We start from the raw sequence: 22,102 nt of genomic DNA, 5'->3' as shown, positions 1-22,102 counted from the left end.
CTGGTTGCAGTAATTATTTATTTACATAACTTAACCATTTTTTAGGACCTGCCACTTTAAAAATGTATTGGCATCTCCATCTCTTTATTATGAGTATGTTGTTTTAACTTTTATTTTCTCATTCTAAGGAGACCTAGATGGCCAATGTTGGTTTATATCGCTCTAACCGCCAAAACATGATTGCCGGTGTAATGGGTGGTATTGCTGAACGTTTTGGTTGGAATGCCACTTTGCTGCGCATTATTTTTATTCTTGTTTCTGTTATGAGTGCAGCATTCCCGGGGATTTTGGTTTATTTAATTTTATGGTTAGTGATACCAAAACAGCAAAATACCATGTTTGCTCAGTCACAAGCCTATAACAACCCGATCCGCACCGTAAATTCGGATCAGAATCGCTAATATCTCGTTGAACTCTAATGAGTTCGTTTTATGCTACGACCTATACCCCAATCGGTCGTAGCTTTTTTTGTCTGATTTTGAGCTTATGCCACTACATTCAACTGCTGATTCAATGCCGCAATCATATCGGCACGGCTAATAATGCCGATCATTTTCTGTTTTTCCACCACCGGAATATAGTTAAATGAGCGTTCCACAAAATACGGCACCAAGTCCTGAATCGGTTGCTCCGGTTTTACGGTCACGACCTGTCGGATCATAATATCCTTAACCTGACGCTGCCATGTGGTTCTTAAATCGGTGGCACGCTTAAACCACTCCACTACCTCATATAAAGCCAGTGTTCCCACCAGTTGCTGCTGTGCATCAATCACAGGCAGGCTCATTAAATTCATGTGCTTGAATTTATCCAGAGCTGAATGAATATCGTCATTTTCATTTAAGCTGATCACGTTTTTGGTCATGATGTCCTGACACTTAAACAGACTCACTCCCCGGGCATTGGCTTTCTCTTGCGCTGCCAGAATGATTTTTTGCAGGTCATATTCACTAATATCCAAAAGCTCGGTTTGCTGATCCAGCGTTGCCTGAATATCCTGCGGTTGAATAGTCACTTTCTGGGTAGGCGTTGGATCTTTAGAACGCTGGTTAATCTGGGCAACTTGCGGATATTGTTTTCCCAGCAAGCGGTTAAACACAATCGCAACCATCATTAGCAATATGGAATTTAATAAAACCGGATAAAAAATAAAGTGATATCCAAGCTCATGGATCGCCTCACCACCCAAAACGGCAGTAATGGCCACCGCCCCACTCGGCGGATGCAATGAATCGGTGCTCATCATCAACATAATGGACAGCCCGACCGCCACACTAAAGGCTTCGGTCAGGTTTGGAATATATGCGGCACAGGTCACGCCAATAATCCCGGCAATGATATTTCCCACCACCATATTCCACGGCTGTGCCAAAGGACTGGCAGGTACCGCAAACAGCAACACCGAAGATGCGCCCATCGGCGCGATATACCATGTGTTAATATCCCCCAGTACCCACCAGCTAATAACGGAGGAAAGTGCCAGCCCCAGCAATGCACCCACACCGCACAGCAGGCGGTCTTTCAATGGAAGCACTTTAAAATTGGGTTTTAGGGTATTCAGCCAGTCTGCTTTTGAGTGAAACACAGTGTGCCTATTTGTTGTATTGGAGTGGAAGTTCGGCATTATAAAATGCTGACGATTTAAGGTGTATTTATTTTACATCTTATATTTATCAATAAATTTGTGAATCATTTTTAAACAGCCTAATTCTTATCCTGAAATCTTTGCCACTCCCCGACAAAATCCTTATACTTAGAGCCAATTTTTCTCTAATTTTAATGGATGCTACATGAGTCGCGCCATATCGCATATTGATACCTTTCAAGGCTTAATTCTTGCCTTACAAAACTACTGGGCTGAACAAGGTTGTGTAGTGTTACAACCTTACGATATGGAAATGGGTGCAGGGACATTCCACACTGCAACTTTCCTTCGTGCTTTAGGGCCAGAAACTTGGAACGCGGCTTACGTACAACCTTCACGTCGTCCTAAAGATGGCCGTTATGGTGAAAACCCGAACCGTTTACAACACTACTATCAGTTTCAGGTGGTGCTTAAGCCAAACCCGGACAATATCCAGCAGCTTTATCTCGATTCGTTAGAAGCCATTGGTATTGATACCCTGACTCACGACATCCGTTTTGTTGAAGATAACTGGGAATCACCAACACTCGGTGCCTGGGGCTTAGGGTGGGAAGTTTGGCTTAACGGTATGGAAGTGACGCAGTTCACTTACTTCCAGCAAGTCGGTGGTGTTGAATGTTACCCGGTAACAGGCGAAATCACTTACGGTCTTGAACGTCTTGCAATGTACTTGCAAGGTGTAGATTCAGTTTACGATCTGGTTTGGACCAAAGGTCAGTTTGGTACTGTAACTTACGGTGACGTATTCCATCAGAACGAAGTAGAACAATCGACTTATAACTTTGAATACGCCAACGTTGAAAAAATGTTTGAACTGTTCGACTTCTACGAAGCTGAAGCAACACGTTTAATCGAAGCTGAACTTCCACTTCCTGCATATGAACAGGTAATCAAAGCATCGCATAGCTTTAACTTGCTGGATGCTCGCGGTGCAATTTCTGTGACTGAACGTCAGCGTTATATTTTACGTGTCCGTACTTTGGCACGTTCAATTGCAACAAGCTATGTAGCAGCACGTGCGAAACTGGGTTTCCCAATGGCAGAACCACATTTACGTGACGAAGTATTAGCGCAGTTAAAAGCACAAGTTGAAGCAGAAGCAGCTCAAGCAGAAAAAGCAGCGGAGAACAAATAATGTCTAAACATACTGTTTTATTTGAACTTGGCTGTGAAGAACTTCCACCGAAAAGCTTAAAAAAATTACGGGATGCCCTTCAGGCAGAAACTGAAAAAGGCTTAAAAGATGCTGGTCTGGCTTTCGATACCATTGAAGCTTATGCAGCGCCACGTCGTTTGGCATTGAAAATTGTCAATGTTGAAGGCGCGCAAGCAGATACGCAAAAACGTTTTGACGGCCCTGCCGTTCAGGCAGCTTATGATGCTGAAGGCAAACCAACCAAAGCCCTTGAAGGCTTTATGCGTGGTCAAGGCATCACCGCGGATCAAGTATCGACTTTTAAAGCCGGTAAAGTTGAAAAAGTGTGCTACTTAAAAGACGTGAAAGGTCAAAGCCTTGATGTTTTACTGCCACAAATTTTACAAGCTGCTTTAGACAACCTGCCAATTGCAAAACGCATGCGTTCTGCGGCAAGCCGTACCGAATTCGTACGTCCGGTAAAATGGGTTGTATTGCTTAAAGATAACGATGTGATTGATGCCACCATTCAGGATCACAAAGCAGGTAACCTAACTTATGGTCACCGTTTCCACGCGCCTGAAGCCATTACTTTAGCCAATGCTGATGAATATCTTGCTAAATTAAAAGCAGCGCACGTTGTGGCTTCTTTTGAAGAGCGTCAGGCGATCATTGATCAACAAGTTAAAGCACTTGCGGATGAAGTCAATGCCATTGCCATTGTTCCAGCTGACTTGCGTGACGAAGTAACTGCACTGGTTGAATGGCCGGTTGCATTACGTGCCAGCTTCGAAGAACGCTTCCTTGCTGTTCCTCAAGAAGCGTTGATCACCACCATGCAGGACAACCAGAAGTATTTCTGTTTGGTAAATGCTGACAACAAACTGCAACCTTACTTCATTACCGTTTCAAATATTGAGTCTAAAGATCCAACTCAAATTATTGAAGGTAACGAAAAAGTTGTTCGTCCACGTTTGTCTGATGCTGAATTCTTCTTCTTGCAAGACCAAAAGCAACCACTTGCATCGCGTAAAGAGAAATTGGCGAACATGGTTTTCCAAGCTGAGCTTGGTACGCTTTGGAACAAGTCTGAACGTATTGCGAAATTGGCTGTTGCACTTGCGCCAATCACTGGTGCAAAAGCGGAAGATGCAGAAAAAGCTGCCCTTCTTGCGAAATGCGACTTAACTTCTGAACTTGTGGGTGAATTCCCGGAACTTCAAGGTATTGCGGGTACTTACTACGCACGCATTGAAGGCGAAAATGATGAAGTTGCAGAAGCACTGGGCGAGCAATACTTACCTAAATTCGCAGGTGATGTTTTACCGAAAACCAAAACAGGTACGACCATTGCCCTTGCCGACCGTTTGGATACCTTGACCGGTATTTTCGGTATTGGTCAAGCACCTACAGGTTCTAAAGACCCGTTTGCACTTCGTCGTTCTGCAATTGGTATCTTGCGTTTAGTGACTGAAAACAACCTTGACGTTTCTATTGAAGATTTAATCAAGCTTGCTTTGGCTGCGTATGGCGATGTATTGAAAGATCACGATAAGACTTTGGCAGATGCTGTTGCATTCCTTGAAGGTCGTTATCGTGCGAAATACGAAGACCAAGGCGTTGCGGTTGACGTGATTCAAGCTGTTCAAGCATTGTCACCAAAATCTCCGCTTGATTTTGACAAACGTGTAAATGCGGTAAATCACTTCCGTGACTTGCCTGAAGCGGCTGCACTTGCGGCTGCCAACAAACGTGTTGCGAATATCTTGGCTAAAGAAGCAGAGCCTACAGGTGCTGTGGTTGAAGCCAACCTGGTTGAAGATGCTGAAAAAGCATTATTCGCTGAACTTGCGAAAATCACGCCTGTGGTTGAGCCGTTATTTGCTGCCAAAGACTACACTGCTGCATTGTCTGCTTTAGCTGCGCTTCGTGCACCAGTGGATGCGTTCTTTGACAGTGTAATGGTGATGGCTGATGATGCTGACCTGAAAGCTAACCGTTTACGTATGCTCGCTCAGCTTCGTGGTTTATTTACTGCGGTTGCTGATATTTCTGTGCTTCAGCATTAAGTGTTAATTGCTTGAAGTTTAAACAAAACCCCGCTATAAATTAGTGGGGTTTTTTAATATTAAAATAGTATGAAAGTATTTCTAAGTTACGCGAAAGAAGATAAAGAATTTATTTTAGAATGTTATGAAGAATTAAAACGTAAAAATTTTAACCCTTGGATGGATGAACATGACCTTCTTCCTGGACAAGCATGGGATGAATGTATCAAAGCAAATATGAAGGATACAGACGTAGTTTTGGTTTTTATGTCTTCTGATAGTGTTTCTAAAGTAGGATATGTTCAACGAGAACTAAAATATTTTGTGGACAAGAGAAAAGATCACCCTGAAGGTTCCATTTATTTAATTCCTATCCAACTCGACAAATGTAAAGTGCCAGATACTATTGCTTCTGAAATTCAATTTATAAATATTAATCGAGATTTAAATAGTAAAGAATGGGCTAATGTTCTTAGATCACTAGATTTAGCAGCTAAGCAAAGGAATATTGAGAAGATAAATGAGGATTCAACAAAACTACGAATTGATTTAAAGGAAATATCTGAAAGCGTTAGATCTTTGACCGGGTATGATTTTAATGGTAACTACCCAGTTATTAAGGCAGCACATGATAATTTTAGGGAAATAAATGATCTCACATATTCAATAGTACTTGATCAGCTAATTCATATACGACAAAGACTTTTTGAAAAGCCTTTAGATATCGAAAGAGAAAATAATGAGCCTACATATCTGGATATATATGATATTTCAATAACTGCGGATATTGGATATGTCCGTGATAACTTTGTGAGTTTCGTATTCACAAATTATTTTTATACGGGGGGTGCCCATGGTAATCATAATTTTTTCACCAAAAACTTTTATGTAAAAGATGGAAAAGCTATTTCCGTCAATTATACGTTGCTTTTTCAACAAGAAAATATTTTAGATGCTGATGCATTTATTAAATCTTATTGTCACGATGATTTATTAGCTCAAATTGCTTATCGCTCTGAATCAGATGATTTTGATAAAGAATGGATTAAGAATGGGATTGAGCAAATTGCTGCTGAGGTAATTCTTATTAAAGAACGTAGTTTAGAGATATTCTTTGCACCGTATGCTGTTACCGCTTATGCATTTGGAGATTTTAAAGTAGAGATACCTTTTTATAAATTATCAAAGTTTTTAGATAAAACTCCTAGCAGCCTCTATTCTCAAATAACCGCATATGAATATGAAGAAACTTAAAACCTTTCCTAACAATTCTAGGCATTTCATATTTAATTCCCTATACTCAAACCAACAACACTCAACAAGAAAGAATCATATGAAATTGAAAATGCTTATTTTGACTGGTCTTGCGGGTATTGCTCTTACAGCGTGTACAACTGCTCCAACTATTCCAACACTTGAAACAGGTGTCTTACAAGAAGTTCAAAATCTGGAAGTCTATCCAAATACCACCGACAACAAAGCCAAACTGACCAAATTTACCAACAAATGCATGATTGAATTTACCGGCAACCTGCAAGCTGGCAAAGCCATAGAACACTGGTCATTTAAGGGCAATACCTTAATTACTGGCGGCTCAACCGTCTTTGCTACAGATGGTACAAGTACAGCCACTAACTTTGACCTGAATGATGCAGCAGTGCAAAAAAATTTCCTTGCACTACGCCATTATTTTCATAAAGATGCTTTAGCGCAATGTAACTAATACCTGACTCATACACCCAGAATCACTGATTCTACTTCGACTCGGTGATTCTTCTACCCCTTCAATACAAAGCCTTCATTAGTTTTATTTCTATTCAAATACCGTTTATCGTTATTTTCCTTAAAATGTTACATATCAATACTTTGTATCCAAGCTAAATCCTGATTTTTGAAAAAAAACTTAAAATTCAAAAACTAAAAAAAGATAGCTGAAAATCACATTCACATATTTGTCCAAATTGTTAATTCGATGTTGCTAAAACGTTGGAATTTATTCTTAAATTCCAAATTTTAAGATTTAACCGATTAAGATAATGATTTTATAACTCGGTAAACACTCGAGTTTTATTGTAAGGATAAATCGAGCTATGAAAACAATCAGAACAATAGTGATGAGCACTACACTTTTAGCTTGTACTTCCCTTTTGGCCAACCCTAGCCCCAAAGCGACTTCAGAGCTAAAAGCCCAACCCAGTGATCAAAATACTGCTGACAAAGTGGATAGCGTTAAAAAAGGGACCAATAAAACTCGGACTGCGAGCAAAAACTCCCGAGAGAATACTCAAAACTTTGCCAGTAAAAACAGCAATAATTCACACCCAAGTAATATGGATATTAATGGTAAAACCCATGCAGAGCTGGATACTTACTCAGGGAAAATGCATTCAGGACTTACGGTCGAAACACCAAGCAATGAGGAAGAGTAAATCCATAGCTTAGCTCTCTTGGAAAAGCCCATCTTTATGGGCTTTTTTCTTGCTAGATGCATTGTAGATTTATCTCAAATGTAATGAATCTGTATTAATTTCGCCACATTTCACATTTTAAGCCAAATTCACCCTTAGAATAAAATCAAATAGATCATATTGAAACGAATTGAAGTCATCGCTAAAACAGGAATAAAACCCACAATGAAAATGATGAAAACGGTATTAATAACCAGTGCAATTTTGGCCTCTACTCCCCTTTGGGCTCAAACAGCCACAACCGCTCCAGCCAATACTTCAACTCATACTCAACCAGCGCCCTATGGTGATAATCCCAGTATCTTTAAAGTACTAGGCCATAAGGCACAGCAGAAAGTTCAGCATACGGCGGAAAAAGTCGATTATGGGGTACAAAAAGGCATCGCCAAAGTCAAACCTAAAGTAGAAAATGCCTGGGAAGAAACCAAGGATTTTGCTACTGAAAAATCAGAAATAGCCAAAGAAAAAACCGAGCGAGCTGCAACAACAGTGAACAGAAAGCTGAATCAAACCAAAGATAATATTATTGGCAGTCCAAATGACCAGCCTGCACCGATTGTTTCTCGTCCGCTAAGCGAGTCTTCAACAGATCAGCAGTCGGTTCCTGTACAGCAAACACCAACCAGTTAAATACATTTGACTCAAAATAAATACCAGTATTGAAAATATAAAGCTTCTCCCGGTCAGGGAGAGACTTTATTGATTTTTATATTTTTTAATTCACCTGTCGAATCGCTTGTCCTGCTTTAAAGGCTTCTACATTTTCCACCATCTGCTGCACAATACGTTGCCGTGCATCTACACTGCCCCATGCACTATGCGGGGTAATAATCAGATTAGGAATATCGTCAGCTAAAAGCACATTACCATCTTTAGGCGGCTCAACCGTGAGCACATCGGTTGCAGCACCTGCAATTTTGCCTTGGCGTAAAGCATCGGCAAGCGCAGCTTCATTGACGATTCCACCGCGGGCACAGTTAATTAAAAATGCGCTCGATTTCATGGTCCCGAAGGCCTGGTGATCTATCAGGTCTCGGGTATCGTCAGTTAAGGGACAATGCAGACTAAGGAAATCAACTTGGGGCAATAAATCCGCAAAAGGAATACGACTGGCATCAGTTGGACGGTTCGGCAATGATCCAACCAAAACCTTCATCCCAAAAGCCTCAGCCAGTTTGGCTACAGCCTGCCCCAATTCACCATAACCTATAATGCCCAAGGTTTTGCCGGCCAGTTCAATAATCGGGAAATCCAGCAGGCAGAATTGCGAAGCCTTATTCCATTGTCCCTGTTTCACTGCCCGATCATATTGAATTAACGAGGTTGCTAAAGCCAGCATCAAACTTAAGGTGTGCTGCGCCACTGCCGCCGTGCCATAACCCTGACAGTTGCAGACCACAATGCCCTGCTTACGTGCCTGTGCAAGATCAATATTATTGGTGCCAGTTGCGGAAATTAAAATCAGTTTCAAATGAGGACATTGCTGCATGGTCGCTGCATCGACCACGACTTTATTACTGATAATGACCTCTGCCTCTTGTACACGTTCGAGCAGCTGTGCCTGGGTCGTCGTTGGAAAAAGTGTCAGCTCATCAAATACCGCTTCAAGCTGACTGAAATCCAGATCATTTTTATCCAGTGATTCATAATCTAAAAATACGGCTTTCATGCTGCTTTCCTTGGCTGAGTTTGATGAATATCTAAAAATTATTGCCCAGACATTAAAAGCCAGTTTTATATTCTTTTTCAACCAAATTTAGAGCTTAAAAATACAAAACCCACTATTTAGTGGGTTTGTTGATATGCAGCTGAATCGACTTGTAGATTTCATAAAATACATAAATTGCCAGGGCAAACACCACAAGCATTCCCCCACCCATAATGATATAAGTCGGATCTAGACTGTCTGCGAAAGCATAGCAAGGTATGAATATAGAGATGAGGGTTAAAAGTACAGCCGGTATAAAATCACGTTTCATCCTGAAGCACCCGTTATTTATTGTTTAATTTTGAGTCATAAGAACTTGCCTTACCGTTCTATCTTAGACCGATTTAAAGATAAAGCAAGTGATCAAAATTAAAACAAATTGGGGGTGCATGCTCAACCCTGAATCTATAGGCTATAGCGCAGATAACGGGTCAGGCTGGGTCACAAATTGCGCAGTTTCAGGAGCATCTTCCACGAACTCATGACTACCATATTCGTTATTGCTCAAGTTTAAATGCTTATAACTGAGCAGGTAGAAATCACTATACTTTTTAATCACCAATGGATGCATACCAGCTGCTAAAGCTTCCTGCTCCCTGAACAGTTTCATCACTTGCCGGTCATTCATGGCTACGATAAAACGTTCGTCATTCATTGAAATGTGTACCAGTCCACTACCCTTGGCAAAGATCGGCATCAGAAATTTATGATTCAGTGCGATGGCACTGGCCGCATAGCTTTCAATCTTCTGGCTAATCACATTAAATACCAGACCATGACCAAAACAGTCCATTAACTGACTTCGATTTTCCTGCGGCAAATTGACCTGTATGCCCAATTTCAGTAAATCTTGCTGACTGACCTGTTTATTGCGCAGCAATTCCCTGAGTAAATTATTCTTTAACTTGGCATCAAAAAACTGACTGTCCAGCTGCAAATCATTATTGACCAGAATGGAACCCAAGGCATTGCGGTGTCGAGGCAACAGGTTTTCAATGACTTTACGATAGTAAAACTTGCTGTTCTTTTTCACTTGACGGATTTTGCGATAAAAATAGCTGGCATCAAACTCATGCAATAAAAAGTCATGCAGCAGTTCTGAACTGGCCAGTACCGCAATGGCATCGTGTCCGGTAAAAGGCAGGTTCAGGGTCTGAATTTTTGGCAGCACCTGTTCAAGTTTTAAATAATGCGCACGGTCTTCAGGACAGTAGGGATCATAGACCACTATATATTCTCGTTCCGCTGCAACATCCTGGGGCTGAATGCGCATATGGGCATTCTGTTCAGGATGAAAGAACATGTTATAGCGTAGGTCTTCGACTTCTTCAGGATTAATAGAATACTGCGGCACCAGCGCCACTACGCGCTTTAAATCCAGCAGGTTGGAATACTTGATGACCGCATACCCGCCCATGGAACCGCCATAGCCAATCCGGGTTTTAAACGGCGCAATCAGTTCCTGAATCTGGGCAAACATTTCGCGCATCGAACTTTCAGGAAACCAGGATTTCTGCTTCGGCATAATGCCAATCACGTTAAAATTATATTTATGCAGTGATTTTTCCGCATTAATCGACAGTCCTTTGGCCCGGGTAATTAAATCGCCAAAAGAGAAAATCAGTTCATCCGATGAGCCTTTCAGAAAGATTGCACGAATTTGTTCGTCTTCAAAAATAATGTGTTTATCCATTTCCACACCGAAGCAAATCGGCCCTTTATCAGAATCAATGCTACAAATAGACACCTTGCCTATTTACGAAAAGCGACTATGGTATTTTATAGATGCCATGAAGATTAAAAAGCGCAAAATATGACACAATCACTTCATCCTGCTGCTCAAAAAGGCTTCAGTTCTGCCGCTGAACTTTATCAACAAGTTCGTCCGAGTTATCCACAAGACATCGTCAATTGGCTACGTGATCAGCTCCAACTGGGTGAACATTCGCAGGTGGTTGATCTGGGTGCAGGTACTGGCAAATTCTTACCTTACTTAAAACAGCTGACCTCACACATCATTGCCATTGAGCCGATTCAGGCCATGCTGACACAATTGCAACACGCCTATCCTGACATTGCAACGCTACAGGCATCGAGTGAATCTCTACCTTTAACCGCCCATAGTATAGATGCTGTGATCTGCGCACAATCCTTTCACTGGTTTGCCAATCTTGAAACATTAACGCAAATTCATCAAGCGCTCAAACCGTCCGGACATCTGGCACTGATCTGGAATCAGCGCGATGTTCAGGTTGACTGGGTCAAAGCGCTGGCAGACCGTATTGAGCCTTTGGAAGGCAATACGCCACGTTATCATAGCGGTCAATGGAAAAAGGTCTTTGAACAGCAAGCCTTGTTTCAATTAGAAAATACCGAAACGTTTCAGCAGCAACATGTCGGCACTGTAGAACAGGTGGTGTCCAAACGCCTGCTCTCTACCAGTTTTATTGCCGCCATGTCAGCACATGAACAGCAGCAGTTAAAAGCTGAATTTGAACAGATCGTTTTAGAGTATACAGGCAAGCATCCTCAAGATGAAATCGCATTCCCCTATGTGACCTATGCCTATGACTTTAAAACACTCGATCAGAAATAAAGGAACCATCATGATAAAACTTCAACTCAAACACTTTGGTCTTCCTGTTTTATTGTGCTCAAGTGTATTGCTGAGTGCCTGTGATCGTCATCAAGATACCGTATCTCAAGACGATAAAATTCAGCCTGAAGATAAAGTCATGCAGGAGCTGGTTACAGAACCGGTTAAAGAATTCAAAAAAACTCCAGATGACCAACACGATATTGCCTTGCTGACTGACTTTGACCAACGTTTTACCCAAATGAGTGACCAGATGGAAGATGAGCTGGTGAAAATGCAGGAGAACGGTTCCCTGACTGATGAATTTGCGCATAACCGTAAACGCGACAACATCCGCTCGGCTTTATACATGCTTAAAGAACTGGATTTAAAAACTGAACAAGGACGCTATATTCAAGGTCTGATGGCGGGGTATTGGCAGGCTCAAGCCAAACTTTATGATGAGCACAAAGATAAAAAAGCAGAACCCATTAAAAATTCAGCAGATCAAGTCAAAGATCTGGGCGAATTTTTACATGCTCAGGAACAGCTGGAACACTGGCAATCTCAATATCCGCAAATGAACAAAGCCGAAACAAAAAAAGCTGAAGTAGCTAAATCCGAAACCACTCAATCTAGCTACTAGAATCGAGTGCATAAAAAAGTCTTTTAATCACAGGTTTCACAATGACTACGGCCGCTCATCATATTGTGGCAGGCCATCACAGATGGTCTCCCACTCTGCTTTGGACGCCACAAAAATATGCTGGGTCGGCTTTTGCTGCAGCGGTGTATCCAGCGTGCCTATTCTCAGGCGATACAGATCAGGCGTTTCGGTTTTAATACTGATAATCGGTGAGCCACAATCGGCACAGAAACAGCGCTGCGTGGTTTCGGTCGACTGAAACTTTTTCAGTAAATGTTCCCCTTGCACAATTTTAAAATCGGCTTTTCGAATCGGTGCATTGCTGGCAAAAGCGCTGCCATTGGCTTTACGACAGCGCTGGCAATGACATTCTATGATGTCGCCAATTTCACCCCGAATTTCATAGCGTAAACCGCCACACAAACAGCTTCCGGTATATTGTTTTGCTTCTGACATAGCGATGCATTTTTTTATAATGACTGAGTATGCAAATTAGCATGCTTCCCATCACAGTTCAAAATCTGCGCCATAATGTACTGTTATTTTTGTGCAACCAGATAAGCATGCACACCCTCACCTGCAGCACGACCTGTAGCAAAACAGGCAGTGAGCAAATAACCCCCGGTCGGCGCATCCCAGTCCAGCATTTCTCCACAACAAAACACATGCGGATTAGACTTTAATTGCAACTGCTCGGACAACACCTCTCGTTTCACCCCACCTGCACAGCTAATCGCCTCTTCTATCGGACGGAAACCCGTTAAAGCAATAGACAGATGTTTAATCTGTTGGGCTAAAGCCATCGGATCGTTCCATAGATGTTTCGCCACCAGTTCACGCAGCAGATTGGCCTTAGCTGCATCCAGTCCCGCCTTACGCCAGACATTGCTTAACGATTGCTTTTTACTCGGCTGTAATTTTTTCGCCAATTGCTGAATGCTTTGCTCGGGGATTAAATCCAGATACAGCTGCATAGCCTGACCATTTTTTTGCTGCTGACGTAGTGCCCGTCCCTGCTTATAGATCAAACCGCTTTCCAGACCATAATGGGTAATCACAATATCGCCCATGGTTTTGGTTTGTCCCTCTACCCAGGCTTCAACACGCTTTAAAGGCTGACCAAATACCGGCTGCATAAACTTGGACCAGACATGTTCCACCCCGGCATTACTGGCCTGAAACGCTTCAATGTCATGCGCAGACAGCCACTGCTGCCATGCCCCATCGCTGCCCAGTTGCGACCACGATACCGCCCCACAGGCCATGATGATGGCATCAAAGCTTTGCTCGATAATATCCTGATTAAACAAGTTTTTGATGCTAAGGGTTGCGCCATTTAAATTTAAGCATTGATGGCGATAATGAAATTTTATCCCTTGTTCAGCCAGACGTTTGAGCCAGGCCCGAAGTAAAGGTGCGGCTTTCATTTCTACCGGAAACACCCGGCCTGACGAACCTATATAGGATTTAATCCCCAAGCCTTTCATCCATTGCTGAATCCAGTGGGCATCCCATTTTTTTACCCAAGGCGCCAGCCATTCCACCTGATCATAACGCTGAATAAACTGCTCAACAGGCTCGGCATGGGAAATATTCAGTCCGGTTTTACCAGCCATCAAAAATTTGCGTGCAGCAGACGGTTTTTGTTCATAGACATGAATCTCGTAGCCGTATTGGCTCAAGACTTCTGCAGCCATCAACCCTGCTGGACCTGCTCCAATAATTGCAACACGCTTTTTCATAACCCACTCATTCAGCATCTTTCACAGCAGTTTCTGATGCTACCGCTTGAACCGGATTTTGTCCCAGTAAAGGCATGAAATCATCAAAACGTGTGCTGTAGCCTTCAGGTTTGCTGATGATCAGTTGCTGGCACAACTCCCCACGCTGCAAATATTTAATTTCAAAATGGGTACGTGCCGATGTGCCTGGAATCACTTCTTTAACAAAAGGTAATTTCCAGACTTCGATTAACTGCTGCTGTGCTTCTGCGATATATTCAGGAATATTGCTGGCTAACGTGACTGTACCGCCGACCTGTAAACGTGACAGTAAAAATTCAAAAAATGGCATGTTTAACCAGCGCTGTGCCGGATTATGCGGTTCCGGATTCGGATATAAAATAAAAAACTGCTGCACTTGAGCAGGCAATAAGGCATGCACAATCCAGGGCATGGCATCGGCATGAACCGCCTGTAAATTGCTTTGTCCTTCCAGGTCATGCTGTTTTTGCATGGCCAGATATTTTTCACGTGTGCGCTCAATGGCGATCAATTTTTTTTCAGGATGTTGAGCTGAAAACAGCAAGGCATGTTTACCTTTACCGGCACCAATTTCCACACAAACGGGATCTGGGCGAATCATTTGAAAATCACGAGGCGCATGCATACGCTGTGCTTGAAATTGACGAATTGGCATAATCAGATCAAACTAACAAAAATCCGCTCAAGTCTAGCAAGTGCGACTGTATTTGCCTAATTGAATCCTTATTTTTCTTCGGAGAATAACATGCCCCGTACTTTTCCGTGTCCACGTTGTGGCAAACCGACCACTTGGGAAGGCAATCAATTTCGTCCTTTTTGCTCAGAACGTTGCAAAATGATTGATCTGGGAGCCTGGGCCAGTGATGAATATAAACTGCCTACTCAAGATGCACCACAGGCAGATAATAGTGGCGAACAAGATGATTTTTGATCCTGCTCAATAGTATTAAAACTCATCTACAAGGTTGATAAAATGTATTTATCAACCTTAACCAAATGGATTGGAAAGCATTTTCTTATATTCTAAACTTAAAATAATAATACACAAAATCAGAAGGATACCAATCGCCTCAATGAACATATCGTGACTATAAAAACCAAAACCTAAACAGATACATGTCAAAAGGCTAAATATCAATAAGATTATTTTTATCACTAATAATTTCATGTGTTACTCTCAAAATAAGAAAAAATTAAAAAAAATTGTTAATAATGTGATTTTTTAAACGTTTTTAGTACAAAAAAATCTTTTTGTCTAGCATTTTGTATTAAATTTGTTTTCATTTTTATCAATGCCAGATCAAAAAAGTCTGAAAAAACCGATTTTGGAAAATAATCCCATTGTTTTATATATAGCTTATTGACAAAAAAACAACTAATGCTTATTTTTTAACCTGAAATTACACTATAAAAAATTAATAAAAAATTTAATAACTAAACACTGAACAGCTTTAAATTCTAAAAACTAAAAAAAGGAAATCTCGATGGGGCTTTGGTGCTTAAAATTTCTATTTTTCATATTTGCCATCTCAAGTCTAGTGAGTCTGATTTTCGGCTTGTATATCCACGATGGCATTATTATTTCGATTGGCATTTTATTCATGCTTGCAGCCATTATCATTGCACTGGAATTAAAACAGCTGCGCAGTGGCCCCTTTCACCGAGATTAATGAAATGAATTCATCAATCTCTTACAGGAAAAATTAACCCGCTTTACCTGCTACAAAAGGATTATGCTGTTTTTCAAAACCAATGGTACTTAAGGAACCATGACCTGAAATAAACTGGGTTTCATCGGGCAAACTAAAACATTCTCGCTGGATGGAATCTAATAATTGCTGATGGTTGCCTCGTGGAAAATCGGTACGCCCAATTGATCCCTTGAACAACACATCCCCTGTCCATAACAGGCCATAATTTTTATTATAGAACATCACATGACCCGGCGTATGGCCCGGGGCAAAACGAACTTCGAATTCCTCTTCTCCCAACTTTAAAACTTCTCCGCCTTCAAGCCATTGAGTCACGTCTACTTTTTCTGGAATCGGGAAACCATAACGTACCGATACTTCTTGAATCATATCGAGCCAAAAGGTATCTTCCTTATGCGGCCCGATCACCGGAACATTCCAGAGCTTACTTAAATTACCCACTGCTCCGGCATGATCCAGATGTCCATGGGTTAACCATAAGGCTTTCACGTTGAGTCCCAAGGCTTCCACCTCGGCTTTTAATTTTTCAGGCTCACCGCCTGCATCAATCAAAATGGCTTCTTTGGTTTCTGCATCCCAAATAATGGAACAGTTTTGCTGAAATGCCGTGACCGGAACAATTTTGACTTGCAGCATGATAGTGAAACCTCAGGGAAATTAGTGAGCGAATGTTTGCTTTAATCCATCAAGATTAGCCTGAAGCATAAGATTGAGCAATTGCAAATGATCTTCACGGACATTTAAGGCGGGAATATAACTGTAACTTTGCCCACCAACCGATTTAAATAATTCGGCATTTTGAATTGCCAGTTCTTCCAGAGTTTCCAGACAATCGGCAGAGAAGGCAGGACTCATGACCTGAACGGATTTAACCCCTTGCTCGCCCCATTCTTGAAGTAAAGCATCGGTATAGGGTTTTATCCACTCCTGTTTTCCAAAACGCGACTGGAAACTGATAGCCCATTGATCCTCTTTCAAACCTAAAGTTTGTGCCAATAATTGTGCAGTCACGCGGCAACGATCGGCATAAGGGTCGCCTTTATCTGCATAGGGCTGAGGAATCCCGTGAAATGACATTAACAGTTTTTCTGGCTGGCCATGGACTGCCTGATAGTCTCGGACACTTTGTGCCAAAGCCTGAATAAACGCGGGATGCTGATAATAATCCCGAATGATAGACAGGCCCGGCAAATTACGTTGCGTCAAAATCCACTTTGCTACCGCATCATATAAAGGTGCGGTTGAGGTGGCTGAATACTGCGGAAATAAAGGCAATAAAATCAGGTGATCTGGCATATCCTGTGACAAGCGACTTAATGCAGCCTGAATGCCGGGATTACCATAGGTCATGGCGGGAATTACATTGAGGTCAAATTCAGAATATTGTCCCGTTAATGCCTTTTTTACTTCAATGACTTGATTCAATAGCACTTCACGCATTGGAGAGTCATTTTGCCACACCATTTCATAGGCATGGGCCACACGTTTGGGGCGAAATGGTAAAACAAACAGACGTAAAATGATTTGCCAAATCGGCTTCGGGATTTCAATGACACGCTGGTCAGAGAGAAATTGTTTCAGAAAACGACGTACCGCAGGGGCCGTGGGCTCGTCTGGCGTACCCAAATTGGCCAAAATAATAGTGACTTTCGTTTTAGGTGCAGAAGACATCAAAACCCTTTTCCAATATAAATGTACTGCTTTACTTTAACAGCTTTCTGCACTTTCTCTATATGGATTAAAACGCAGATTTAAATTGAAAAACACGATCATTATCAAGCAAATTGCTCTCAAGTAGCTTTTGTCCTTTGAGGGTTAATTGCCAGAGCATCCGTTGACGGTCATCCCGGCCTGACTGAATAATCCAGTCATTTTGACGCATTTGCATTTTAATGCTGTGTAAGGCACGAATATTGATTTGTGCACGGGCAACGGCATGTGCACGTGGCATTTCCATCCGGGCATCGGCCAACCCCGTATCATTCAAATAGTCATTGATGCATTTGGAAAAATATTCTTCTGGCGTTGGATTTTTAAACATGCTACCCAAAATGGCAAGTAACTGGGCCCAAGTCAGTTTCTTCTCAATTTTCAGCTCTTTAAAATTACCATCTTGGTAGGCATGCATACGATATTCAAATGAAAACAGTTCATTCATGGAAACTTTAGGTAAAGACAGGAAAGGGTCTACTTCCCGTTTTCCGACTTCCGTTTCAAGCTGTTCGATTTTGGCTTTCAGTTGATCAATCTCATCATGTAAAGATTGAGTGTTCTGCGGTCGAACCCATCCCGATACCGGATAGCGCTCCAGCATTTGTGGCATGTTCAAACGAACGGCCATTTCCAAATCACGGATGCTGCGATAAGTAAAAACCTGATCTACTTCTTGCTGTAATAATTTACGAAATTCTAAAAATTTTTCACGCAATTCAGGCTTTTGATCATGTAAAGATTCATCACGTGATGCAGGATCATCATGCATAAACACAATAATCGGTTTCTGTTTGGTGACTGCATAAATATATTCCAGATGCATATAACCTACACCTGAAACAGATTGTTCACCATATTGACTGCCCAGAAGTAGTATCACATAGTCACAATCATCAATCTGACGACGTGCAAATGCTGTACTTAATGGCGTGCGCTGTTCTAATCCCCAAGAAAAGAAACCCATGCCCACTAAAGTTTGAGCCAAAATGATCCGTTCCGGCTGCATTTCACTGCCAGAAGTAGAAATAAAAACCTGATAACGCTTATCGAGCATTGGTTATCCTCTTCCAATTGCCTGTTACATCCTGACCGTCACATTGCTAAGCAGTCACGATATAGTTCAACAACCCCAATATAAATATTTTTTAATATATTTCAAAAGACTAGCTGCATTTGTTTATTTATTCAACACCAATATTGCGAATATCCCAAGTCAAATCCCCTTGAATTAGGTACTGCAGCACAGTTTTTAAATTTTCTGCATTATTGCCACTGACATAGCACTCGATACGTAAGCCATTATTTTGATCTTGCTCAAATAATAATTGATTCTTGATCAAAATACGGGCTGTTTGTCGTGCAACGGCCAGTCCAGAGTCAATTAATGTCAGTTTATGACCAAATATAGACTGAATTGCAGGTTTTAGGAAGGGATAATGTGTACAACCCAAAACTAAATAATCGGCACCCTGATCGACCACAGGTTGCAAAATTTCTTTTAAGGTGGTTAAACATGGCTCGCTCATCTGTGCGCCACTTTCAACAAAAGGCACCAGATCCAGACAGGTTACAGGAATAACCGTCACATTGGCGGGAAGAGCAAAACGCTGTATGACGTCTTTAATCAGCTGACCACGAAAGGTTGCAGGCGTGGCAAGCACAGCCACAGTTTTGGATTTAGTTTGCAGAACGGCCGGTTTCAGTGCAGGTACTAAACCTATAATAGGAAAATTTTCTCCATAATGATCACGTAAATAATCCAGACTGAATGCAGAAGCGGTATTACATGCTACGACTGCTACTTTACATCCTTTCCGATACAGCCACTCAATGGCATGCGCGGTAAGCTCACGAATTTCCTGATCCTTACGCGGCCCATAAGGTACATGAGCAGTATCTGCATAATAAACAATACGTTCTTTGGGCAAATGTCTGGCAATTTCTTGCGCTATAGACAAACCGCCTATTCCAGAATCAAAAATCCCGATGGGTGCATCAGCTTGGGCCTTGGGCATTGGGTCGATTAAAGGATAAATAGGATGAATGGCTGTCATAGTTCCACTTTCAGCAGTTCAAGAAATCGGAAGATCAAAGCTTAAACCTCAGGTGCCTAATTGCAAGTGAAAATCGCCACTTTGTAGCGTTAAAATGGTTTCATTTTTGTCATTTTCAAGGAGCTGTCCCATTTCAATTAAATGAAAAAAAGCAGAACGTTGAATTAAGGCATTGATGCCAAAACGCACATGAATATAAGGACGCAATTCACTTGCATATTCACGCATAAACACGGGATGCGCCTGATCCATAATCACCACATCCTGTGTGGTCGTGGTGAATTGAATATAAGTCTTTCCATCAATCTCGACCTGGTCGACCTGATTGATAAATAAAGGCTCATCTTCTACTTCAATTTCAATCTGCTCAACCGGGGTTTTTAAGTAGAACTTGTCCTGTTCTTTCCAGAGCACGGTTGAGAAAAGCTCAATCAAGGCTTGTCGTTTGATCAATTGACCTTCGTGCCACCATTCTCCATTGGCTTTTACCTTCAAATCCATTGCACCACAATGCTTCGGGTTAAATTGGTCTAATGGGGGGATTGACCTTTTGTGACCGGCCTGTGCATCTTTTAAGTATTGTGCAATGTCCATTAAATTTTTATCATCGGGAATAGCTACTTTTTTCGTCGGATTTGGTGAATTATTTTGATTAATCATAACTAAAGACCCTGCTGACGGAAAAATAATATGATTCAGCCAATTGGCTAGATCAAGGTTTAAAACTATACTAGCCCACAATATAAAAGGCACGATACTAAAATTGTGTCTGGGCATACAGAACACTCATGGCAGCACCGGAATAATGACGGTCGCCACCTTCTAATGATATGAGGAATCCTACATGGAACACATCGAACGTGAATCGATGGAGTTTGACGTCGTCATCGTAGGTGCAGGACCGGCCGGTCTTTCTGCAGCGATCAAGATCCGTCAACTTGCAATTGAAAACAACCTGAACGATCTGTCGGTTTGTGTCGTGGAAAAAGGCTCTGAAGTCGGTGCGCATATCCTCTCTGGTGCTGTGCTAGAGCCACGTGCGATCAATGAATTATTCCCTGACTGGAAAGAACAAGGTGCACCTTTAAATGTTCCAGTGACCGAAGACAAGACCTATTTCCTGCTTTCGGATGAAAAATCACAAGAAGCGCCACACTGGATGGTGCCTAAAACCATGCATAACGATGGCAACTATGTTATCTCGCTCGGCAACGTGGTGCGCTGGTTGGGTCAAAAAGCGGAAGAGCTGGAAGTATCGATCTTCCCAGGCTTTGCCGCTGCTGAAATTCTGTACCATGCAGATGGTTCGGTGAAAGGCATTCAAACCGGTGACATGGGCATTGGCAAGGATGGCGAACCGACACATAACTTTACTCCGGGCTATGAACTGCATGCCAAATATACCCTGTTTGCTGAAGGCTGCCGTGGTCACCTCGGCAAGCGTTTAGTTGCCAAATACAACCTCGATAAAGATTCAGATCCACAACATTACGGTATCGGGATTAAAGAGCTTTGGGAAATTGATCCTGCTAAACACAAGCCCGGTCTGGTGATGCACGGTGCCGGCTGGCCTCTTGCCGAGACCGGTTCTTCAGGTGGCTGGTGGTTATACCACGCTGAAAACAATCAGGTCACTTTGGGTATGATCATCGATCTTTCCTACACTAACCCGCATATGTATCCATTTATGGAAATGCAGCGTTGGAAAACCCACCCGCTGATCAAACAGTACCTGGAAGGCGGCAAGCGTATTTCTTATGGCGCGCGTGCCGTGACCAAAGGTGGCTTTAACTCGCTACCTAAATTCACCTTCCCGGGTGGCTCTTTAATTGGTGATGATGCAGGCTTCCTGAACTTTGCCAAAATCAAAGGCTCACATACCGCGATGAAATCCGGCATGCTCTGTGGTGAAGCAGTGTTTGAAGCCATTGCTGCCGGTGTGGAAAAAGGTGGTGACCTTGCGGTTGCACGTGTGACTGAAGGTGAAGATTTCTTCACTAAAGAATTGACGGCTTATACCGACAAGTTCAACAACAGCTGGCTAAAAGAAGAGTTATATAACTCGCGTAACTTTGGCCCGGCGATGCATAAATTCGGTACATTCGGTGGTGGTGCATTTAACTTCATCGATCAGAATGTCTTTAAAGTGCCATTTACACTGCATGATCTTGTTCTTGACTATGCAGCACTAAAAACACAGGCAGCAGAAACCTTTAAGCCGAATTATCCAAAACCGGATGGCAAGCTGACCTTTGACCGCCTGTCTTCGGTGTTTGTATCGAATACGGTACATGAAGAAAACCAGCCAGCGCATTTAAAACTGACTGACGCTTCAATTCCAGTGAACGTGAATCTGCCGAAATGGGATGAGCCTGCTCAGCGTTACTGCCCTGCGGGAGTTTATGAAATCATGGAAAATAATGATGGCTCGAAACGTTTCCAGATCAATGCAGCCAACTGTGTACACTGCAAGACCTGTGACATTAAAGACCCATCTCAGAACATCACCTGGGTAACGCCTGAGGGTGGCGGTGGTCCGAACTATCCAAACATGTAATTTGATTGTGGATGGTTTGGGCTTTGCTTGAACTATTCAAACAAATTAAAAAAATCCCTGCTTAATGCAGGGATTTTT

At 42.1% G+C, this 22,102-nt stretch carries 24 protein-coding genes; 12 read left to right on the top strand and 12 right to left on the bottom strand.

Annotation, left to right across the window (positions count from 1 at the left end; translation table 11 throughout):
* Positions 1-137: 137 nt before the first annotated feature.
* Positions 138-401: a PspC domain-containing protein gene (locus LZZ98_RS10285; protein WP_237787774.1), complete on the top strand. Its 264-nt coding sequence runs from the start codon at positions 138-140 to the stop codon at positions 399-401.
* A gap of 83 nt (positions 402-484) precedes the next feature.
* Here LZZ98_RS10285 and LZZ98_RS10280 read toward each other — a convergent pair whose 3' ends face one another.
* Positions 485-1,585 (bottom strand): HPP family protein, encoded by a 1,101-nt coding sequence (locus LZZ98_RS10280; RefSeq protein ID WP_237787773.1) that lies wholly within the window; start codon positions 1,583-1,585, stop codon positions 485-487.
* Positions 1,586-1,790: 205 nt separating this feature from the next.
* Between LZZ98_RS10280 and glyQ the strand changes: the two genes are divergently transcribed.
* From glyQ to LZZ98_RS10250, 6 genes are all read left to right on the top strand, one after another.
* Entirely contained in the window at positions 1,791-2,780 is a 990-nt protein-coding gene (gene glyQ, locus LZZ98_RS10275) for a glycine--tRNA ligase subunit alpha (RefSeq protein ID WP_237787772.1), read from the top strand.
* Positions 2,780-4,849 (top strand): glycine--tRNA ligase subunit beta, encoded by a 2,070-nt coding sequence (glyS, locus tag LZZ98_RS10270; RefSeq protein WP_237787771.1) that lies wholly within the window; start codon positions 2,780-2,782, stop codon positions 4,847-4,849. The genes glyQ and glyS overlap by 1 nt, the downstream gene beginning before the upstream one ends.
* Before the next feature lie 69 nt (positions 4,850-4,918).
* On the top strand, positions 4,919-6,082 hold the full coding sequence (locus tag LZZ98_RS10265) for a TIR domain-containing protein (protein ID WP_237787770.1): 1,164 nt from the start codon (positions 4,919-4,921) through the stop codon (positions 6,080-6,082).
* A gap of 79 nt (positions 6,083-6,161) precedes the next feature.
* The gene (locus tag LZZ98_RS10260; protein WP_237787769.1) at positions 6,162-6,551 is read left to right on the top strand and encodes a hypothetical protein; all 390 of its coding nucleotides are present in this window, start codon (positions 6,162-6,164) and stop codon (positions 6,549-6,551) included.
* Between the two features lie 391 nt (positions 6,552-6,942).
* Positions 6,943-7,257: a hypothetical protein gene (locus tag LZZ98_RS10255; RefSeq protein WP_237787768.1), complete on the top strand. Its 315-nt coding sequence runs from the start codon at positions 6,943-6,945 to the stop codon at positions 7,255-7,257.
* 204 nt (positions 7,258-7,461) lie between these two features.
* Complete coding sequence (locus tag LZZ98_RS10250) at positions 7,462-7,926, top strand: hypothetical protein (RefSeq protein ID WP_237787767.1); 465 nt, start codon at positions 7,462-7,464, stop codon at positions 7,924-7,926.
* Between the two features lie 85 nt (positions 7,927-8,011).
* On the opposite strand, the gene LZZ98_RS10245 is transcribed toward LZZ98_RS10250, so the two are convergent.
* The 3 genes from LZZ98_RS10245 to LZZ98_RS10235 all read right to left on the bottom strand — a co-directional run bounded on the left by LZZ98_RS10245 (position 8,012) and on the right by LZZ98_RS10235 (position 10,697).
* Entirely contained in the window at positions 8,012-8,965 is a 954-nt protein-coding gene (locus LZZ98_RS10245) for a 2-hydroxyacid dehydrogenase (protein ID WP_237787766.1), read from the bottom strand.
* 112 nt (positions 8,966-9,077) lie between these two features.
* Entirely contained in the window at positions 9,078-9,275 is a 198-nt protein-coding gene (locus tag LZZ98_RS10240) for a hypothetical protein (RefSeq protein WP_237787765.1), read from the bottom strand.
* A gap of 141 nt (positions 9,276-9,416) precedes the next feature.
* The gene (locus LZZ98_RS10235) at positions 9,417-10,697 is read right to left on the bottom strand and encodes a hypothetical protein (protein WP_237787764.1); all 1,281 of its coding nucleotides are present in this window, start codon (positions 10,695-10,697) and stop codon (positions 9,417-9,419) included.
* A gap of 120 nt (positions 10,698-10,817) precedes the next feature.
* Here LZZ98_RS10235 and LZZ98_RS10230 point away from each other — a divergent pair, with 120 nt between their 5' ends.
* Positions 10,818-11,600: a class I SAM-dependent methyltransferase gene (locus LZZ98_RS10230; protein ID WP_237787763.1), complete on the top strand. Its 783-nt coding sequence runs from the start codon at positions 10,818-10,820 to the stop codon at positions 11,598-11,600.
* A 10-nt stretch (positions 11,601-11,610) separates the two neighbouring features.
* On the top strand, positions 11,611-12,225 hold the full coding sequence (locus LZZ98_RS10225) for a hypothetical protein (protein ID WP_237787762.1): 615 nt from the start codon (positions 11,611-11,613) through the stop codon (positions 12,223-12,225).
* A gap of 45 nt (positions 12,226-12,270) precedes the next feature.
* Here LZZ98_RS10225 and LZZ98_RS10220 read toward each other — a convergent pair whose 3' ends face one another.
* The 3 genes from LZZ98_RS10220 to LZZ98_RS10210 all read right to left on the bottom strand — a co-directional run bounded on the left by LZZ98_RS10220 (position 12,271) and on the right by LZZ98_RS10210 (position 14,649).
* Positions 12,271-12,681 (bottom strand): GFA family protein, encoded by a 411-nt coding sequence (locus tag LZZ98_RS10220; protein WP_237787761.1) that lies wholly within the window; start codon positions 12,679-12,681, stop codon positions 12,271-12,273.
* A gap of 83 nt (positions 12,682-12,764) precedes the next feature.
* Positions 12,765-13,967 (bottom strand): TIGR03862 family flavoprotein, encoded by a 1,203-nt coding sequence (locus LZZ98_RS10215; protein WP_237787760.1) that lies wholly within the window; start codon positions 13,965-13,967, stop codon positions 12,765-12,767.
* 7 nt (positions 13,968-13,974) lie between these two features.
* Entirely contained in the window at positions 13,975-14,649 is a 675-nt protein-coding gene (locus LZZ98_RS10210; protein WP_237787853.1) for a tRNA (guanine-N(7)-)-methyltransferase, read from the bottom strand.
* An 84-nt stretch (positions 14,650-14,733) separates the two neighbouring features.
* Here LZZ98_RS10210 and LZZ98_RS10205 point away from each other — a divergent pair, with 84 nt between their 5' ends.
* Both LZZ98_RS10205 and LZZ98_RS15495 read left to right on the top strand, forming a co-directional pair.
* Positions 14,734-14,919, top strand: a complete 186-nt coding sequence (locus LZZ98_RS10205; RefSeq protein ID WP_237787759.1) for a DNA gyrase inhibitor YacG — start codon at positions 14,734-14,736, stop codon at positions 14,917-14,919.
* Between the two features lie 607 nt (positions 14,920-15,526).
* On the top strand, positions 15,527-15,658 hold the full coding sequence (locus tag LZZ98_RS15495; RefSeq protein ID WP_269091749.1) for a hypothetical protein: 132 nt from the start codon (positions 15,527-15,529) through the stop codon (positions 15,656-15,658).
* 33 nt (positions 15,659-15,691) lie between these two features.
* Here LZZ98_RS15495 and LZZ98_RS10200 read toward each other — a convergent pair whose 3' ends face one another.
* The 5 genes from LZZ98_RS10200 to LZZ98_RS10180 all read right to left on the bottom strand — a co-directional run bounded on the left by LZZ98_RS10200 (position 15,692) and on the right by LZZ98_RS10180 (position 20,127).
* A complete protein-coding gene (locus tag LZZ98_RS10200; protein WP_237787758.1) occupies positions 15,692-16,336 on the bottom strand; it encodes an MBL fold metallo-hydrolase in 645 nt (214 codons plus the stop codon).
* A gap of 21 nt (positions 16,337-16,357) precedes the next feature.
* Entirely contained in the window at positions 16,358-17,371 is a 1,014-nt protein-coding gene (gene hemH / locus LZZ98_RS10195) for a ferrochelatase (protein WP_237787757.1), read from the bottom strand.
* A 67-nt stretch (positions 17,372-17,438) separates the two neighbouring features.
* Positions 17,439-18,467: a DUF4062 domain-containing protein gene (locus LZZ98_RS10190; RefSeq protein ID WP_237787756.1), complete on the bottom strand. Its 1,029-nt coding sequence runs from the start codon at positions 18,465-18,467 to the stop codon at positions 17,439-17,441.
* Between the two features lie 127 nt (positions 18,468-18,594).
* Positions 18,595-19,467, bottom strand: a complete 873-nt coding sequence (murI, locus tag LZZ98_RS10185; protein WP_237787755.1) for a glutamate racemase — start codon at positions 19,465-19,467, stop codon at positions 18,595-18,597.
* A gap of 48 nt (positions 19,468-19,515) precedes the next feature.
* Positions 19,516-20,127 carry a DUF1285 domain-containing protein gene (locus LZZ98_RS10180; protein ID WP_237787754.1) on the bottom strand — a complete coding sequence of 204 codons (612 nt, stop codon included), beginning with the start codon at positions 20,125-20,127 and terminating at the stop codon, positions 19,516-19,518.
* 184 nt (positions 20,128-20,311) lie between these two features.
* Between LZZ98_RS10180 and LZZ98_RS10175 the strand changes: the two genes are divergently transcribed.
* Positions 20,312-22,024 (top strand): electron transfer flavoprotein-ubiquinone oxidoreductase, encoded by a 1,713-nt coding sequence (locus LZZ98_RS10175; RefSeq protein ID WP_237787753.1) that lies wholly within the window; start codon positions 20,312-20,314, stop codon positions 22,022-22,024.
* Positions 22,025-22,102 lie beyond the last annotated feature (78 nt).

The sequence above is a fragment of the Acinetobacter sp. SM34 genome, assembly GCF_022012365.1.
GTDB lineage: Bacteria > Pseudomonadota > Gammaproteobacteria > Pseudomonadales > Moraxellaceae > Acinetobacter.
The sequence above is the reverse complement of the archived record's forward strand: the minus strand, read 5'-3'. Positions and strand labels throughout refer to the sequence as shown.